Source organism: Labrys monachus, assembly GCF_030814655.1.
In the GTDB taxonomy this organism is placed as follows: Bacteria; Pseudomonadota; Alphaproteobacteria; order Rhizobiales; family Labraceae; genus Labrys; species Labrys monacha.
This window is the reverse complement of sequence record NZ_JAUSVK010000001.1, coordinates 2,271,237-2,287,965: the sequence shown is the minus strand read 5'-3', so window position 1 is coordinate 2,287,965 and position 16,729 is coordinate 2,271,237. Positions and strand designations below refer to the sequence as shown.

At 67.8% G+C, this 16,729-nt stretch carries 16 protein-coding genes; 7 read left to right on the top strand and 9 right to left on the bottom strand.

Annotation, left to right across the window (positions count from 1 at the left end; translation table 11 throughout):
• Positions 1-26: 26 nt before the first annotated feature.
• From J3R73_RS10345 to J3R73_RS10335, 3 genes are all read right to left on the bottom strand, one after another.
• Positions 27-1,655 (bottom strand): ABC transporter ATP-binding protein, encoded by a 1,629-nt coding sequence (locus tag J3R73_RS10345; RefSeq protein ID WP_307425964.1) that lies wholly within the window; start codon positions 1,653-1,655, stop codon positions 27-29.
• A gap of 186 nt (positions 1,656-1,841) precedes the next feature.
• Positions 1,842-2,549 (bottom strand): molybdate ABC transporter permease subunit, encoded by a 708-nt coding sequence (gene modB, locus J3R73_RS10340; RefSeq protein ID WP_307425959.1) that lies wholly within the window; start codon positions 2,547-2,549, stop codon positions 1,842-1,844.
• 82 nt (positions 2,550-2,631) lie between these two features.
• Entirely contained in the window at positions 2,632-3,993 is a 1,362-nt protein-coding gene (locus J3R73_RS10335) for a polyhydroxyalkanoate depolymerase (RefSeq protein ID WP_307425957.1), read from the bottom strand.
• Between the two features lie 149 nt (positions 3,994-4,142).
• Here J3R73_RS10335 and J3R73_RS10330 point away from each other — a divergent pair, with 149 nt between their 5' ends.
• From J3R73_RS10330 to J3R73_RS10310, 5 genes are all read left to right on the top strand, one after another.
• Positions 4,143-5,210, top strand: coding sequence for an alpha/beta fold hydrolase (locus tag J3R73_RS10330; protein WP_307425954.1), 1,068 nt, complete (start codon positions 4,143-4,145; stop codon positions 5,208-5,210).
• 132 nt (positions 5,211-5,342) lie between these two features.
• The gene (locus J3R73_RS10325; RefSeq protein WP_307425951.1) at positions 5,343-6,245 is read left to right on the top strand and encodes a sugar phosphate isomerase/epimerase family protein; all 903 of its coding nucleotides are present in this window, start codon (positions 5,343-5,345) and stop codon (positions 6,243-6,245) included.
• 63 nt (positions 6,246-6,308) lie between these two features.
• On the top strand, positions 6,309-7,190 hold the full coding sequence (locus J3R73_RS10320; protein WP_307425946.1) for a beta-keto acid cleavage family enzyme: 882 nt from the start codon (positions 6,309-6,311) through the stop codon (positions 7,188-7,190).
• A 13-nt stretch (positions 7,191-7,203) separates the two neighbouring features.
• The gene (locus tag J3R73_RS10315; protein ID WP_307425944.1) at positions 7,204-7,785 is read left to right on the top strand and encodes a thioesterase family protein; all 582 of its coding nucleotides are present in this window, start codon (positions 7,204-7,206) and stop codon (positions 7,783-7,785) included.
• A gap of 187 nt (positions 7,786-7,972) precedes the next feature.
• On the top strand, positions 7,973-9,409 hold the full coding sequence (locus J3R73_RS10310) for an NAD-dependent succinate-semialdehyde dehydrogenase (RefSeq protein ID WP_307425943.1): 1,437 nt from the start codon (positions 7,973-7,975) through the stop codon (positions 9,407-9,409).
• A 23-nt stretch (positions 9,410-9,432) separates the two neighbouring features.
• On the opposite strand, the gene J3R73_RS10305 is transcribed toward J3R73_RS10310, so the two are convergent.
• The 3 genes from J3R73_RS10305 to J3R73_RS10295 form a co-directional block, all read right to left on the bottom strand.
• Positions 9,433-10,014 (bottom strand): peroxidase-related enzyme, encoded by a 582-nt coding sequence (locus J3R73_RS10305; protein WP_307425942.1) that lies wholly within the window; start codon positions 10,012-10,014, stop codon positions 9,433-9,435.
• A gap of 39 nt (positions 10,015-10,053) precedes the next feature.
• Positions 10,054-10,644 (bottom strand): CMD domain protein, encoded by a 591-nt coding sequence (locus J3R73_RS10300; protein WP_307425940.1) that lies wholly within the window; start codon positions 10,642-10,644, stop codon positions 10,054-10,056.
• A gap of 230 nt (positions 10,645-10,874) precedes the next feature.
• Positions 10,875-11,432: a c-type cytochrome gene (locus J3R73_RS10295; RefSeq protein ID WP_307425937.1), complete on the bottom strand. Its 558-nt coding sequence runs from the start codon at positions 11,430-11,432 to the stop codon at positions 10,875-10,877.
• A 223-nt stretch (positions 11,433-11,655) separates the two neighbouring features.
• Between J3R73_RS10295 and J3R73_RS10290 the strand changes: the two genes are divergently transcribed.
• Together J3R73_RS10290 and J3R73_RS10285 are read left to right on the top strand one after the other, a co-directional pair.
• Positions 11,656-12,396 (top strand): 3-deoxy-manno-octulosonate cytidylyltransferase, encoded by a 741-nt coding sequence (locus J3R73_RS10290; RefSeq protein ID WP_307425936.1) that lies wholly within the window; start codon positions 11,656-11,658, stop codon positions 12,394-12,396.
• The gene (locus J3R73_RS10285) at positions 12,393-13,256 is read left to right on the top strand and encodes a prephenate dehydratase (protein ID WP_307425934.1); all 864 of its coding nucleotides are present in this window, start codon (positions 12,393-12,395) and stop codon (positions 13,254-13,256) included. Before J3R73_RS10290 ends, J3R73_RS10285 begins: the two co-directional genes overlap by 4 nt.
• Before the next feature lie 298 nt (positions 13,257-13,554).
• Here the strand turns inward: J3R73_RS10285 and J3R73_RS10280 are convergent, their stop codons facing one another.
• The 3 genes from J3R73_RS10280 to J3R73_RS10270 all read right to left on the bottom strand — a co-directional run bounded on the left by J3R73_RS10280 (position 13,555) and on the right by J3R73_RS10270 (position 16,217).
• Complete coding sequence (locus J3R73_RS10280) at positions 13,555-14,502, bottom strand: IS110 family RNA-guided transposase (RefSeq protein ID WP_307425932.1); 948 nt, start codon at positions 14,500-14,502, stop codon at positions 13,555-13,557.
• 329 nt (positions 14,503-14,831) lie between these two features.
• Positions 14,832-15,788 carry an NAD(+) diphosphatase gene (gene nudC, locus J3R73_RS10275; RefSeq protein ID WP_307425928.1) on the bottom strand — a complete coding sequence of 319 codons (957 nt, stop codon included), beginning with the start codon at positions 15,786-15,788 and terminating at the stop codon, positions 14,832-14,834.
• Between the two features lie 9 nt (positions 15,789-15,797).
• Positions 15,798-16,217 carry an HIT domain-containing protein gene (locus tag J3R73_RS10270; RefSeq protein WP_307425925.1) on the bottom strand — a complete coding sequence of 140 codons (420 nt, stop codon included), beginning with the start codon at positions 16,215-16,217 and terminating at the stop codon, positions 15,798-15,800.
• Between the last annotated feature and the right edge of the window lie 512 nt (positions 16,218-16,729).

The following is a 16,729-nucleotide window of genomic DNA, read 5'->3' as shown; positions in this document are numbered from 1 at the left end:
CGCGGTGGCGGGCGGCGTGGTGCGGATCACTGGCTCACGGCATCGACGTCCACGGCCTCGATCGAGAAGGCCGCCGCCAGCAGCGCCTTGGTGTAGTCCTCGCGCGGATGGTCGAAGATCTCCGTCGCCGGCCCGTGTTCGACCACCTTGCCCGCCTGCATCACCATCACCTCGTTGGCAAGGGCGCGGACGACCTTGAGGTCGTGGCTGATGAAGAGATAGGCCAGCTTGTGGCGCTGCTGCAACTCGCGCAGCAGATCGACGATCTGGGCCTGCACCGACATGTCGAGCGCCGAGGTGGGCTCGTCGAGCACGACGAAGCGGGGCTCCAGCACCATGGCGCGGGCGATGGCGATGCGCTGGCGCTGGCCGCCGGAGAATTCGTGCGGATAGCGGTCCATCACCGCCGGATCGATGCCGACACCGACGAGGGTCGCCGCGACGGCCTCGCGCCTCCGGGCGGCCGACATCGCCTTGCCCTGGACCAGCAGCCCCTCCTCGACGATCTGGGCGATCGAAAGCCGCGGCGACAACGCGCCATAGGGATCCTGGAACACGATCTGCATGTCCTTGCGCAGCGGGTTCATCGCGGCCCGGCCGAGGCCCTGGATCGGCCGGCCGAGATAGGCGATCGGCCCCTTGCTCGAAATCAGGCGAAGGATGGCGAGGCCCAGCGTGGTCTTGCCGGATCCGGACTCCCCGACGACGCCGAGCGTCTGGCCCTCCTTCACCGCGACGCTGATACCGTCGACCGCCTTCACATAGCCGACGGTCCTGCGCATCAGGCCGGCCTTGATCGGGAACCAGACCTCCAGCCCTTCCGTGGTGACGATGGTGCGGGCATCGGGATCGAACGGCGTTGGCCGGCCTTTCGGCTCGGCGGCGAGCAGGCGCCTGGTATAGTCGCTGGTGGGGTTGGCGAACACCTCATGGGTCGGCCCGGCGTCGACGATGCGGCCCTTCAGCATGACGCAGACCCGGTCGGCGAGCTTGCGCACGATGCCGAGATCATGGGTGATGAACAGCATCGCCATGCCGGTGCGCCGCTGGATGTCCTTCAGCAAGGCGAGGATCTGCGCCTGGACCGTGACGTCGAGCGCCGTGGTCGGCTCGTCCGCGATGAGAAGGTCCGGGTCGTTCGCCAGCGCCATCGCGATCATCACGCGCTGGCGCTGGCCGCCGGACAATTGATGCGGAAAGGCATCGAGCCGCTTGTCCGCGTCGCGGATGCCGACCTGGCGCAGCAGGTCGAGCGTGCGCACCCGCGCCGCCTGCCGCGACATGCCCTGATGCACGCTGAGAATCTCGCCGATCTGCCGCTCGACGCTATGCAGCGGATTGAGCGAGGTCATCGGCTCCTGGAACACCATGGTGATGTCGGCGCCGCGCACCTTGCGCATCACCGGCTCGGGCGCGCCCATGAGATCGCGCCCCTTGAACAGGATGCGGCCGGAGGGGTGCGACGCGGCGGGATAATTGAGGAGCTGGACGATCGAGAGCGCGGTGACCGACTTGCCGGAACCGGATTCGCCGACGAGCGCCAGGGTCTCGCCCTTGTCGAGGGCGAAGGAGACGCGATCGACCGCAAGCGTGGTTTCGCCGTCCTGATGGAATGCGGCCGAGAGATCGCGGACGTCGAGAAGAGGCGTGGTCATCCGGGGCTGAATCTCGCGGTTCACGACGAAGGGCGGGTGCTCCCTCAAGCCTTAAGGCAGAATCGGGGGCAATTGAATCGGATTCTGGCGTGTTCTGCCGTCGGATCGGATCACCAGGGATTGCAAAATTCTTTTGATACCAATGCGTTAAATTGGTGGACCACCCCTGCCTGGACGCATTTTGGTTTAGCCGTCCACGCGCCCCTGGCCGATGCGGGCCCGTGCCCGCCTCGCCAAGGCTTCGGAGACGATGAGGGCGGCAAGAGCCAGCGCCACGGACACCAGGGTCAGCCGCAGGACGGTGCGGTCGCCATTGGGATCCTGGAGCGCGGTGTAGATCGCGGCGGACAGGGTCTGCGTCTCGCCGGGAATATTGGAGACGAAGGTGATGGTGGCGCCGAATTCGCCGAGCGCCTTGGCAAAGGCGAGCACCATGCCGGCGATGATGCCGGGCAAAGCGAGGGGCAGCGTCACCACGCCGAAGGCGAGGAAGGGATTGGCGCCGAGGGTGCCGGCCGCCGCCTCGAGCCGCGGGTCGACGGCCTCGATGGCCAGACGGATGGCGCGCACCATGAGGGGAAAGCCCATGACGGCGCAGGCCAGGGCCGCCCCGGTCCAGCGGAAGGCGAGCACCACGCCGAAATGCACGGCCAGAAAGGCGCCGATCTCGCCGTTGCGCCCGAACAGGACCAGCAGGACATAGCCGGTGACCACCGGCGGCAGCACCAGGGGCAGGTGGATGAGGCCGTCGAACAGCGCCTTGCCGGGAAAATCGCGGCGCGCGAGGATCCAGGCGGCGGCGATGGCCGGCACGAGCGACAGCATCGTGGCGAGCCCGGCGATCTGAAGGCTGAGCCGAAGCGCCGTCCATTCCTCAGGCGACAGCACGTCCATCGCCTTCCTCCCGGCGGTTCACCACGTCCGGCTCATGCCGACGGCCGGCGGTTCCATCGGCAGGCGCCGCAAAGCACCAGGGTCATTCCTTGACCAGGCGAGGCTTGGGGCGCTCGGCATCGGAGGAAACCGGCCGCTTGGCGGCGCCGCCGCCCCGCGGGACGACGCTCGGCGCGGCGTTGGAGCGGATGAAATCGGCGATGCGCGGCGCGATCTCCGAACGGAAGCGGGAACCGTTGAACACGCCGTAATGGCCGACGCCCATCTGGGTGTAATGGGCCTTCTTCTCCGGCGGAAGATTGACGCACAGCCCGTGCGCGGCCTGGGTCTGGCCATGGCCGGTGATGTCGTCGTTCTCGCCCTCCACGGTCAGCAGGGCGACGTTGCGGATCGCGGCGGGATCGACCGGCTTGCCCCGGTGGGTCATCTCGCCCTTGGCGAGGGCAAAATTGATGAACACGGTCTCCACCGTCTGCAGGTAGAACTCGGCGGTGAGATCCATGACCGAGAGATATTCGTCATAGAATTCGCGATGCTTCTGGGCATTGTCGCCGTCGCCGCGCACGAGGTCGAAATAGAGAGACTTGTGCGCGTTGACGTGGCGATCGATGTTCATCGTCATGAAGCCGCTCAGCTGCAGGAAGCCGGGATAGACGTCGCGCATGAAGCCGGGATGCGGAAACGGCACCTTGGTGATGACGTTGCTGCGGAACCAGTCGATGCCCTTGTCGACCGCGACGTCGTTGACCTTGGTCGGCGACAGGCGGGTATCGATCGGTCCGCCCATCAGCGTCATGGTCTGCGGGATATAGGGGTCCTGCTCGGCTTCCATGCGGGAGACCGCCGCCATCACCGGCACCGAAGGCTGGCAGACCCCGACCACATGGGTGTCGGGGCCGAGCGTGTGCAGCATGGAAATGACATAGTCGATGTAGTCGTCGAGATCGAAGCGGCCTTCCGCGGCCGGCACCATGCGGGCATCGACCCAATCGGTGATGTAGACCTCGTGATTGGGCAGGAACGCCGCCACGGTGCCGCGGAGCAGCGTCGCATAATGGCCCGACATCGGCGCCACGATCAGCAGCTTCGGGTCGGGCCGGCGAGCGCCGCGGACGGCGCGGGAAAAATGCAGGAGGTTGCAGAAGGGCCGCTGCCAGACGATTTCCTCATGCACCGCCACGCGCTCGCCGCCGACCAGCACGTCCTTGATGCCGAAGGCCGGCTTGCCGTAGCGGCGCGTCACGCGCTCGAACACCTCACAGGCGGCCACCACCGACTTGGCCCACGGCGTCTTCGAAAAGGGGTTGCCGGGATTCTCGAAGAATGCCCTGGTCGCGTCGGAAAAAGCGCGGGAGGGGCCCAGGGCCGCATGCGTGGCTTCGTAAAGCGAATAGACCGGCGCGGAGAGCACGCCGAGCCCGTCACCTGAAAAATTGTCAAACATCACAATACCCAAGGGGATGGTCTGCCCATCCCGTGCAGGTTAGCCGTCGAATTATCAACAAACTGGCGCGCTTTATGCGGGGGCGCAAGGGCCGGCGGCGTCATTCGTCTTCTAAATTGTGCAGTGCACCTTGCAGCAGGAGATCCCGGGTGTCATCCAAATTTCGTTTCCCGCCGGCATGGCGCGCCCTTCATGGGGCCGCGACGCTCGTCGCTTTCTGTCTCGCTTTCGCCTGCCTTCCGGCCGCGGCCCAGACGGCAGCCCCCGCCGGAATCCAAGGCCCCGTTTACACGCAGGCGCTGGGGATCGGCCTTGAATCCTGGCCCTATCCCTATCCCGTCCATTTCATGCCCGTCGAGGAGCAGGGTCAGGCCCTGCGCATGGCCTATATGGACGTGGCGCCGTCAGCCACGCCGAACGGGCGCACGGCCCTTCTCTTCCACGGCAAGAATTTCGACAGTTCCTACTGGCGCCTGACGATCGAGGCCCTGGCCGGCGCCGGCTATCGTGTCGTCGTACCCGACCAGATCGGCTTCAACAAATCGTCCAAGCCGGAAATCGACTACTCCTTCGATGTCCTGGCCGCCAACACCGCCCGGCTGCTCGACAGCCTGCACGTCAGCGATGTCGACCTGATCGGCCATTCGACCGGCGGCATGCTGGCCGTCCGCTTCGCCCGCACCTTTCCCTCCCGGATTCGGCGGCTCGTGCTGGAGGACCCGATCGGCCTCGAAGATTACCGCCTCTCGATTCCGCCGCAGACCACCCGGACGCTGTTCGAGGCCGAGCGCAACCAGACGGTCGAGCAGTACCGGGCCTTCATCAAGCGTTATTTCCCCGTGCTGCCCGCAAGCCAGTACGAACCCTTCGTCGAATGGCGCGCCCGCATCGGCCTCAGCGGCGAGTTCGACCGCTATGCAATGGCGGTGGCCCTGACCTACCAGATGATCTACCGCCAGCCGGTGCGCTATGAATACCGCTTCCTGGAGATGCCGATGCTGATGATGGTGGGCGGGGCCGACCGCACGACGCCGCTGCGGGCCTATGCGCCGCCCGAGGTCGCCGCCAGGATGGGCGATTTCCCGGTGCTGGCCCGGGACGCCTGCGCGGAGGCCCGGCATTGCCGCCTTGTCGTCTTTCCGGGCCTCGGCCATGTGCCGCATCTGGAGGCACCCGACGCGTTCAACCAGGACCTGCTGGCGTTCCTGCGCGAGTGATGGACCGGCCGCAACGGGCAAAGGCGGCGCCAACGGCCCCGTGTGACCGTCATTGAGATCATGCAAGGCTTGGAAATCATGTAAGGCTTGGCGTCGCCGTCCTCCCGCCATCGTTCATTTCCCAGGCCCGCCATGTCGCTTTCCATTCCAGTCGGTCTCGCCGCGCGCGAAGGCCAGCCCGACCTCTCCGACTTCGCCGCCACCCTCGACGACATGGCCGGTCTCGGCCTCGGCTATGTCGAGATCCCCGCTTATGCCTATGACCTCGTGATCGCCGGCAGGCTGTTGCCGGCACGGGTCGCCGAGTTCGCGGCGATCTGCGAGGGACGCGGACACGGCTTCACCATCCACGGCCCGCTGTCGATCAACTTCATGGGACCGGAAGCCCAACTGCCGCGCTTCCTCGAGGCGACCAAGGCCTTCATCGAGATCTGCGCGCGCATCGGCGCCCCGCATCTCGTCATCCATGCCGGCATGATGCAGCCGGACGAGCGGCATGATTTCGAGAACGCGGCCGGGCGCCAGCGGGATTGCCTGCATCGCGCCGGCGAGTTTGCGGCCGAGCACGCGGTGACGCTCTGCGTCGAGAACCTCTTCGACTTCGGCCCCTATGCCGCGACGCCGAGCATCGCCCGCCTCGCGCGCGAACTGGAGGCGATCGGCCACGACCATGTGCGCGCCACCTTCGATTTCAGCCACGGCCTGATCCATGCCACCCAGCATCGCTACGACTTCCTTGCGGAAGCCAGGGCGCTGGCTCCCTTCTCCAAGCATCTGCACCTGCACGATTCCTTCGGCATACCGGACCTGCCCTGGGTCTATGCCAGCGCCGAGGCCAATGCCTTCGGCTTCGGCGACCTCCATCTGCCCCAGGGCTGGGGCTCGGTGCCATGGGCGGCGATCGCCGCGCAATGCGCCTTCCCGCCGGAGGCGATCGCCATCCACGAGCTCAACATGCGCTTCTGGCGCGACCGGCACGCCGCGATCGACGCCGCCCGCGCCTTCGCCGCCGGCCTGTCGCATTCGGCCATCTGATTGTCGCGGCAGGTCACGAGGCCGCATCGCCGTCCCCTAACATCGCGGCAAAGGAGAACGCTCGTGAACACCGACATCATCATTTCCTGCGCGATCACCGGGGCCGGCGATACGGTCGGCAGGCATCCCGCCATCCCCGTCACGCCCAAGCAGATCGCCGATTCGGCGATCGAGGCGGCCAAGGCGGGGGCGGCGATCGCCCATCTCCACGTGCGCGATCCCGAGACCGGCAAGGCCGGGCGCAAGCTCGAACATTACCGCGAGGCGGTCGAGCGCATCCGCGATTCCGGCGTCGACGTGGTGATCAACCTCACCGCCGGCATGGGCGGCGATTTCTTCTTCGATCCGCAGAACCCACGCACCGGCGGACCGGGCACCGACATCGCCAACGCCGCCGAGCGCGTCGCCCATGTCGAGGAACTCAGGCCCGAGATCTGCACCCTCGACTGCGGCTCGCTCAATTTCGGCGACGGCCTGTTCGTGGGCACGGCGGACCTGCTGCGCGACATGGCGCAGCGCATCCAGGCGGTCGGCGTCAAGCCCGAGATCGAATGCTTCGAGCTCGGCCATATCTGGCTCGCCAAGGACCTGATCAAGCGCGGCCTGATCGATGCGCCGCCGCTGTTCCAGCTCTGCCTCGGCATCCCCTGGGGCGCGGAGGCCACCACCGAGACCATGCTGGCCATGCGCAACCACCTTCCGGCGGGTGCCAATTGGGCGGGCTTCGCCATCGGACGCATGCAAATGCCCTTCGTGGCGCAGGCCATGCTGCTCGGCGGCAATGTGCGCGTCGGCCTCGAAGACAATATCTGGCTCGACCGCGGCGTGCCCGCCTCCAACGGGTCGCTGACCGCCCGCGCCAAGGAAATCGTCGAGCGCATGGGCGGGCGCGCCCTGACCCCCGCCGAAGCGCGCGAAAAGCTCGGCCTCCGCAAGCAGAAATAGGGCTCGACATCCGATGCAGGACCGGCCGACACGCGTCGTCGCACCGAACGAGGGCAAGCCCTTCGCGGGTTGGGACTGGTCGAAGCCGGTCCCGGCGCCGCTGGCCCTGCACCGTACGCCGGTGATCGAGGCCTGGACCGACTATAACGACCACATGACCGAAAGCGCCTTCCTGCTGGTCTTCGGCGATTCCTCCGACTGCTTCTTCCGCTATATCGGCATCGACGAAGCCTATCGGGCCGCCGGCCGGTCGATCTATACGGTGGAGACGCGCATCCACAACCGGCGCGAGGCCCATATCGGCGACCGCCTGGCCCTGACGCTGCAGCTGCTCGACCACGACGCCAAGCGCCTGCACGTCTTCCACGGCATGACCGACGAGGCGACCGGCCAGACGCTGGCGACCGCCGAGCAGATCCTGGTGCATGTGGACATGAAGGAGGGGCGCTCCACCCCGTTCCCGCCGGACCTCGCCGAGCGCATCGCCGCCATCGCCGGCGCGCATGCCGTCCTGCCCGTGCCGGCGACGGTTGGGGTGCCGACGGGCTTGCGGAAGGCCCGGCCGCCCGCCATCGCGGGCACCGACCCGCGATAAGGCCCCGTGCCGCGTCGGCGGCGACATCGTGCTGCGCCCCGCCGACGCCGTGTGGCTGCCAAAAGACGCGCGTCTGGTCTACAAGGTGACGAGCCGGGCGACGGGCACCGATGCGCCCCCGGCCGGCTGCAAGCCCCGGCTTGCGGCCGGCGCGCCCGACGATTCATCGCCTTCAAGGAATTGCCCCATGTATTCCGACACGCAGCTGCTCATCGACGGCGTCTGGCGCCCGAGCCATGACGGCCGGACCATCGACGTCCTCAATCCCGCGACCAATGAGCGCATCGGGTCGGTCGCCCATGCCGGCATCGCCGATCTCGACGACGCGCTGACGGCCGCCGAGAAGGGCTTCCGGGTCTGGCGCGCCATCTCGGCCTTCGAGCGCAGCAAGATCATGCGCCGCGCCGCCGAGTTGGTGCGGACGCGCTTCGAGGCCATCGCGACGGCGATGACGATGGAGCAGGGCAAGCCCCTCGCCGAAGCCCGGATGGAGGTCCTCAGCACCGCCGACATCCTCGACTGGTTCGCGGAGGAAGCGCGCCGGACCTATGGGCGGGTGATTCCGGCCCGGGCCGAAGGCGTCAGCCAGCTCTCGCTCCGCGAGCCGGTCGGGCCGGTCGCCGCCTTCACGCCGTGGAACTTCCCCATGAGCCAGGTGGTGCGCAAGGTCGCCGCGGCGCTCGCCGCCGGCTGCTCGATCATCGTCAAGGCGTCGGAGGAAACCCCGGCCTCGGCGGCGGCGCTGGCCGCGGCGCTGGTCGAAGCGGGCGTGCCGGCGGGCGTCCTCAACCTCGTCTTCGGAACGCCTGCCGAGATTTCGGAGCATCTCGTCCCGCATCCGACGATCCGTAAGGTATCGTTCACCGGATCGGTGCCGGTGGGCAAGCATCTCGCCGCGCTCGCCGGCCGCCACATGAAGCGGGTGACGATGGAACTCGGCGGCCATGCGCCCGCGATCATCTGCGACGATGCCGACATCGAAGCCGCGAGCACGCTCCTGTCCGCCTCGAAGTTCCGCAATGCCGGGCAGGTCTGCGTCTCGCCGACCCGCTTCCTCGTACAGGAAAAGGTGATGGATGCGTTCGTGGACCGCTTCGTCCAGCACGCGCGCGCCATCCAGGTCGGCGACGGCCTCGATCCGGCCACCCGCATGGGCCCGGTCGTCAATTCCCGCCGCCTGGATGCGCTGGGCAGCCTCATCGCCGATGCGCAGCAGAAGGGGGCGAGCGTCGCCACCGGCGGCAGCCGCGTCGGCAATACCGGCAATTTCCTGGAACCGACCGTCCTGACCGGCGTGACCCGCGACATGCGCATCATGAACGAGGAGCCGTTCGGGCCGGTCGCGCTGATGACGTCCTTCCACGATCTCGACGAGGCGGTGGCGGAAGCCAACCGCCTGCCCTTCGGCCTCGCGGCCTATGCCTTCTCGCGCGCGTCCCGGAACGTGGCGACGCTGTCCGCCGGCATCGAGACGGGCATGCTGACGATCAACCATCTCGGCCTCGCCTTGCCCGAAGTGCCGTTCGGCGGCGTCAAGGACAGCGGCTACGGCTCCGAAGGCGGCCTGGAAGCGATGGAAGCCTATCTGACGACGAAATTCGTCACCCACGCGGCGCTGGCCTGAGGCACCGCGCACGCCTCCCCGCTCTACGAGGAGGTCTGGCATTCCGCATTCCGGTTCGCGGCCGGACGTCCGCCGTCGCGGCCGGTGCCGGACCCTGCCGGCTCGCCCAGCGACAACGTCAGGCGATTGACGCCGTTGCACAGCGCGACGGCGTTGATCATCGCCGCGATGGCGTCATCGTCCAGCCCGACGCGGCGCAGTTCGCGGACATGCCCGGCCCCGAACTGGCTCGGCGTGGCGGACAGAGCCGCCGATGCGGCGGCGATGGCGTTCCAGCGCGGGCCGAGATCGGCAGCGGTGCCCTGGTCGAGGAGGCGCTGCATGTCGCCCGTCCGGCCGCAGGCCTGCGAAACGGTGCGTGCGTGGACGGAGGCGCAGAAGAAGCAGCCGTTGAAGCGGGACGCGACGGCGGCGCAAAGCGCCTGCTCGACCCGACGCACGCCATCCTCCCGCGAGCAGGCCGCATCCGAGCCGGACGGGACGCCCTCGCCGAGAAGCTCGCGGCTCGGCGGAGCGCATTCGAGCCAGCCCAGCCACGCCGGTGCTTCCAGGGCGAAGGCGGCGGGACCGTCGAGGCAATGAGGGAGGGGCGGAGCGGCGGTCATGGCGATCTTCCTGCCCGCATTGGGCGGGCGGCTGCCGGGTCAGGCCACATCGAGAACGCGCAGGCCGGCCACGGCGCGGATCTGAAAGACGAGGAAGGCGACGAGCTGCGACAGGGTCACGATGCCTTCCGGCGGCCAGCCGGCATCCTCCAGCGCACGGAGATCGGCGCGCCCGGCGTCGCCGGGGTGGAACACCAGCAGATGGGCATGCTCCAACGCCGCCGCCAGCCGCCGGCCGAGGACCGGCCGGTGCGCATCCAGGACACGATAGCGCATGCCTTCCCCACCCTTGGCACCGGGCGGGACGGCGGAGCGGCCATAGGGCCCCCGCGCGGCGCCGCAAAAGACCTCCTCGGACAGGAGGCGGGCCAGCCGCCCGTCCGGATCCGCCATGCCGCGGCCGTAGAACTGCACGATCGAGGGCTCGCGGTGCAGGCCGGCGACGAAGGCGGCGACGACATGGCGCTCCTGTCTTGTCACGCCCGCCTCGTCATCGCACTGGAACAGCGCGCGATGGCGTTGCTGCGCGTCACCGCGTATCTGCGGAGCCCGGCCGCGAATCCCGTCGAGACGGGAGCCGGGATCGATGCCAGCCAGATGATCGATGACGTCGGAAGCGACCGCGCGCATGGCCCGTTCCCTTCTGCCGGAGAGGAATGCGGGCGCGGGTCATCCGCCCGGTCATCCCACCGCCGCGGCGCCGGGCGAGGCCGCCTCGGCGCGAAGGCACCCGGCAAAGGAAACGAGCGAGGGAGCCGCCGGTTCCGTCGGCCCCCGAATTTCCGTCGAGTGGGGAACCTAACAGAGAAAAGCCGGGCGCAAGGCCCGGCTCCGACGGCGGCGCTACAAAAAACGAGGGATCAGGACTTCGGCAGGTCGACGGGCTTGTCGCTCTGCGAGTTCAGATAGGTCAGCACGTCGGCGCGATCCTGCGGCTTCGGCAGGCCGACGAAGGTCATCTTGGTGCCCTTGATGAAGGCCTGCGGGGACTTGATGAAGTGGTAGAAATCATCCGGGGTCCAGGTCTCGCCCTTGTCGTGCAGGGCCTTCACGGCGTCCGAATAGGCGAAGTCGCTCTTGTGCCCCTTCGGGCCGCCGATCACGCCGTAGAGGTTGGGGCCGACGCCGTTCTTGCCGCCCTTGTCGTCGGTATGGCAGGCGCCGCACCGCTTGAAGATCGCGGCGCCGCGCTCGGCCGACGCCTTGGCGAGGACTTCGGCCAGCGGCGGATCCTGGGGAGCGGCAGCCGCAGTGCTCGTGTTGGTCGGCGTCGCCTCGGCCAGCTCATAGCCCTGCTTGGCCGGCTTGGGCTGTTCGAAGATGATCTCGGAGAAGATGCCCAGCGCGACGGTGAGGGTCAGCGTGCCGAGGACCGCGCCGGCAATCTTGTTCAGTTCAAACGATGACGACGAGCTCATCCCCGGCTCCAAATATGACAAACCTTGGCACGGCAGCCCCTGGGAGCCCGCCGATCCCTGCGCCAGACAGACGCGGGCCACCGCTTGTGTCAAGCGACAAACCTCATCGGCTCGTCTATCCGGTTTGACCCGTTGTTTGCAACTCGTATAAATCGCGCGCGCTTGCTACTTTTCGCCGCCCCACTCTCGCCGCGTTTCGCGCGGCTTCTCACCATGGTCCGCCTTGTCCAATCCGCTCATCCTCATTCCCGCGCGCATGGCCTCCACGCGCCTGCCGGGCAAGCCGCTCGCTCCCATCGCCGGGGAGGCGATGATCGTCCATGTCTGGCGCCGCGCCTGCGAATCGCGCCTCGGCCGCGTCGCCGTCGCCACCGACGCGCCTGAAGTCGCCGCGGCGGTGCGCGCCGCCGGCGGCGAGGCGGTGATGACGCGCGCCGACCATCCGTCCGGCTCCGACCGCATCTATGAGGCGCTGCTCGCGCTCGATCCGCAGGCGCGGCACGACGTCGTCGTCAATGTGCAGGGCGACCTGCCGACGATCGAGCCCGAAACCATCCGGACCGTCTTCGCCCCGCTCGCCGACGAGGCGGTCGATATCGCCACCCTCGCCGCGGTGATCACGCGGGAGGAGGAGCGGACCGACCCCAACGTCGTCAAGGCGGTGGGCACGCCGATCGGGCCCGGCCTGCTGCGCGCCCTCTATTTCACCCGCGCCACCGCCCCATGGGGCGAAGGCCCGCTCCTGCATCACATCGGCCTCTACGCCTATCGCAGGACGGCCCTCGTCCGTTTCGTCGGCCTCGCGCCGTCGACGCTGGAACAGCGCGAGCGCCTGGAGCAATTGCGTGCCCTGGAAGCGGGCATGCGCATCGACGTCGCCATCGTGCCGGCCGTGCCGCTCGGCGTCGATACCCCCCATGACCTGGAACGCGCCAGGATCCTCTTGGAAAGCCGCAACGCATGAGTCCGCCCCCCCTCAAGATCGCCTTCCAGGGCGAGCCCGGCGCCAATTCCCATATCGCCAGCCTCAATGTCTTTCCCGAGGCCGAGCCGCTGCCCTGCCCGACCTTCGAGGACGCCTTCAACGCGGTCTCCTCGGGCCAGGCCGCGCTCGCCATGATCCCGATCGAGAATTCGGTTGCCGGGCGCGTCGCCGATATCCATCATCTGATGCCGACGGCCGACCTCCACATCGTCGGCGAATATTTCCTGCCGATCCATCACCAGTTGATGGCGATCCCCGGCGCGAGTCTGCAGACGATCCGGACCGTGCACAGCCATCCGCAGGCGCTCGGCCAATGCCGCAACACCATGCGCCGGCTGCATCTGACGCCGGTCACCGAGAGCGACACCGCCGGCTCGGCGCGCCTGGTGCGCGACTGGCAGGATCCGGGCAGGGCCGCCCTCGCGCCGGCGCTCGCCGCCGAGATCTACGGGCTGGAGATCCTCGCCGCCGACGTCGAGGACGAGACGCACAACATGACGCGCTTCATCGTGCTGTCGAACGAGCCGCGATGGCCGCCCGTCGGCGACGGCCCCTGCATCACCTCGCTGCTCTTCACGGTGCGCAACCTGCCGGCGGCGCTCTACAAGGCGATGGGGGGCTTTGCGACCAACGGCGTCAACATGACCAAGCTCGAGAGCTACATGGTCGGCGGCTTCTTCTTCGCCACCCAGTTCTATGCCGATGTCGAGGGCCATCCCGACGAGCCGGGCCTGCGGCGCGCCATCGACGAACTGCGCTTCTTCTCCACCGAGGTGCGGATCGTCGGCGTCTATCCGGCCAATCCCGTCCGCGGCGTCCGCGCCCCGCCGGCGGAGTGACCGCGAGGGCGGCGCATCGCCGCGCGATCGCGTGTGCTGGCGCGAGATCCCGGCCTCACCCAACAGGTCACAACACCGAAGCCAGGCCGTGACGATCGGGCGGCGCCGCCGTCTGCCTCGTCCCGGTTGCGCTGCCCCTCATCCTCACCTTCTCCCCGCCAGCGGGGAGAAGGGCTGGCTGGCGTCGCGTTTCGATCACCGGGCTGCGAGACGGCGGCCTCTCCATCCTGTCGCGACGCCGATGTCTCCTCGCCCCGCGGAGCGGGGAGAGGATAGAGGTGAGCGACTATCTGGCTTGTCAAGTTGCGTTGGCGAAAGCGATGCGCGCATCGCGTGCTTTTGCGTTGAGCTTGACGAGAAGTTTGCGGGCCAGGGCAATACGGATGACCATTTTGGGCTTCTTGGCATCCAGCAACCTCTGGTGGAATTGTTTCAGGCCGGGGTCGTAGCGACGGGCGATGTCGGCGACCAGGAAGAGGATCGAACGCACCGGAGCCCGGCCGGCGCGGATATGGCGCTTGCCTTCGAGTGCGCCGCTTTCCCTGGCGATCGGGGCAAGGCCGACCAGTTTGGCGATGGCTCGGTTGGAATAGGTGCCGATTTCCGGCAGGTCCGCCATCAGGCGGGCGATCGAGCGATTGGCCACGCCCTTGACCGACCGAAAAGTCTCCCCCAGATGGCTCCAGAGGGGATCCTCGTCGATCAGACCGGCGATCTCGCCCTCCAGCGAACGCGACTGGCGTTTGAGGAAGGCGATCAATTCGTCCAGGCTGGCGAGAGCCTTGGCGTCGGTCGTTATCTGGCGCCGCTGCTTCTGGACCACAAGGTCGCTCGTGACCTGGCCGAGCCGGCGTACAAGCGCCGTCAGGCTTTGCTGGGCCAAGCTCGGCGGCGGATCGGGCCGCATCTGCTTCACTTCGGCGAAGCGCCGGATCATGCCCGCATCGATCCGGTCGGTCTTCTCCAGCACCCCCATGGCTTCGGCGAAGCGGCGCACCGACCGGGCATTGGCCAGGGCACAGGGGATGCCAGCCTCCCACAGAAGCAGGAAGGCCAGCCGCTCATAGCCGCCGGTCGCCTCCATCACCACCAATTCAACGCCATGCTCCCGGCACAAGGCCGCAAAGTCGGCGATCTGCGCCGCGTCGTTGATGAAAGAAGCTCTCACCACCTCGCCACGCGGGTCCAGCATCTCCACGTCGAGACGCGCCTTCGAAACATCTGCTCCACAAAACTGATGCGCCACGGTAACCTGCCTTGTTCGTGCGATTGCGATCCAGCGACTATTCGGTCGTACGTGACAACGGCGAAGATCCCAGGCTCACCTGCGGTTGTAACCTGAGGGGCAACGGGCGACTTCACCGCACCCGAGGACCGGTGGCCACCGGTCCTCGGGCTCTGTCGCTTCAATCCAACATCAATCGTGATGTCCAGATACAAGGGGCGGCGCGGAGCTATCTGCCGTTCCGTGGTGCAGCCCCTCATCCTTACCTTCTCCCCGTCAGAACGGGGAGAAGGGGCGGCGGCGTCGCGTTGCATCATGACGCGGCGGGGCCGCGCGGCAGATGTCTCCCCCTACGGCACCACCTCGCCGCCCTTCTCCGCGAATTCCTTCAGGAGGTGGTGGGCGATCGCCACCGGCTTGGGCGCCAGCAGGCCGGCGGGATGGGTCTCCGCCAGCATCTGCACCACCTCGGCCCGCGTGAACCAGCGGGCATCCTCCAGTTCCTTCATGTCGATGGTGATGCCGTCGCCGATGGCGCGCGCAAAGCAGCCGACCATCAGCGACGACGGGAAGGGCCAGGGCTGGGAAGCAAAATAGCGCACATGCGAGCAGGCGATGCCGGCCTCCTCGCGGATCTCGCGGCGCACCGCGTCCTCCACCGTCTCGCCGGGCTCGAGGAAGCCGGCCAGGGCCGAATACATCTTCTCGGGAAAGCGCGCCTGCCGGCCCATGAGGCAGCGGTCGCCGTCGACCGCCAGCATGATCACCACGGGGTCGACGCGCGGGAAATGCTGCGCGCCGCACTGCCCGCAGTCGCGACGCCAGCCGCCGGACACCGCCTCGGTCGCATGGCCGCAATTGGCGCAGAAGCGATGGCGGTTGTGCCAGTCGAGGGTTTCCTTGGCGCAGCTCAGTTCGCCCAGGACCTCGTCGGGCACCAGCCCGCGCTGGGCGGTGGACCGCAGGTCGATCGCCTCGATGTCCTCCCGCCCGGCGATCTCCTCCGCCAGCGCCTTGTCGAAGGAACGCGCGAAGACCGCCCCGCCGTCCGGCTGCAGCCCGAGCAGAACCGTCTGCCGGCCGTCCCGGAACGTCTCGATGTCGGCGCGGGTGAAGGCGGCCTCGTAGCCGCCGCCATGCTTGCGCAGCACGGGCACGTCCCCGGCGAAGGCGAAGAAGCGGCTGGCGGGATCTTCGAGACTGCGGGCAATGAAATCGGCGTCTTCCCGCCGGTCGGAGACCCGGTCGAGCGGGTTGACGCAAAAACCGATCGCGGCGGAGCGGTCGAACAGGGAATGAACTGTCATGGGAATTCTTCAGGCGATGAAAAGCTTGGATCGGAGCTGGCTGACGAGATCGGCGGCGCTTCTCTCGTCATAGGCCACGGCCTCCGCCTGCCCCCAGACGGGCCGGGGCCAGGCCGCATCGCTCCGGAAGCGGGCGATGACGTGGACATGAAGCTGCGGCACGGCGTTGCCGAGCGAGGCGACGTTGAGCTTGTCACAGCCGGTATGCGCCTTCAGGACAGCGGAGACCAGCGCTATTTCGCGCATCAGCGCGGCGCGATCCTCTTCGTCGAGGTCGATGATCTCGACGGCGCCGGCCCGCCGCGGCATCAGCAGCAGCCAGGGATAGGTCGTGTCGTTCATCAGGCGCAGATGCGAGAGCGGCAGATCGCCGACCTCGATCGTGTCCCTGACGATCTGCGGATGGAGCGTGAAGGCGGAGACGGGCATGAAGGCTTTCCTGGGAGCGCGGACGTCCTCGTCCGCCCTTCCTAGCCTGCCGGCGCGGCTGTTCCAAGCTGCGCCGGGGAAGGATTCGTCACGCCGGCGGCATCGCGCCGAAGCCGCGGGAGGGCGGCTTCTGGCCCGCGACGATCGGGATTTGTCATTGCCGGGCTCGTCCCGGCAATCCAGCCGGGCCGCCAAACTCCTTCCGGATGACCTCCGGATATCCGGGGACAAGGCCATACCCGCCTTCTCCCGGTCCGGGAGAAGGTCCCGGCAGGGGGATGAGGGTCTAAACTTCAACGCAGATAGCTTAATAGTCGCGCTGGACTTGCAGAAGTCCAGGCCCTCATCCGGCGCTTCGCGCCACCTTCTCCCACTCGGGAGAAGGAAAATCGCGCTATTGTCGGCAAAGTTAGCGCATATGGGGGACAAGCCCGGATATGACACGACAGCGCCTCTTCCTCGCCTCCCGCCGCATAGGCCCCGAGGCATGGTCTGGACTGGTGAGATGGCCG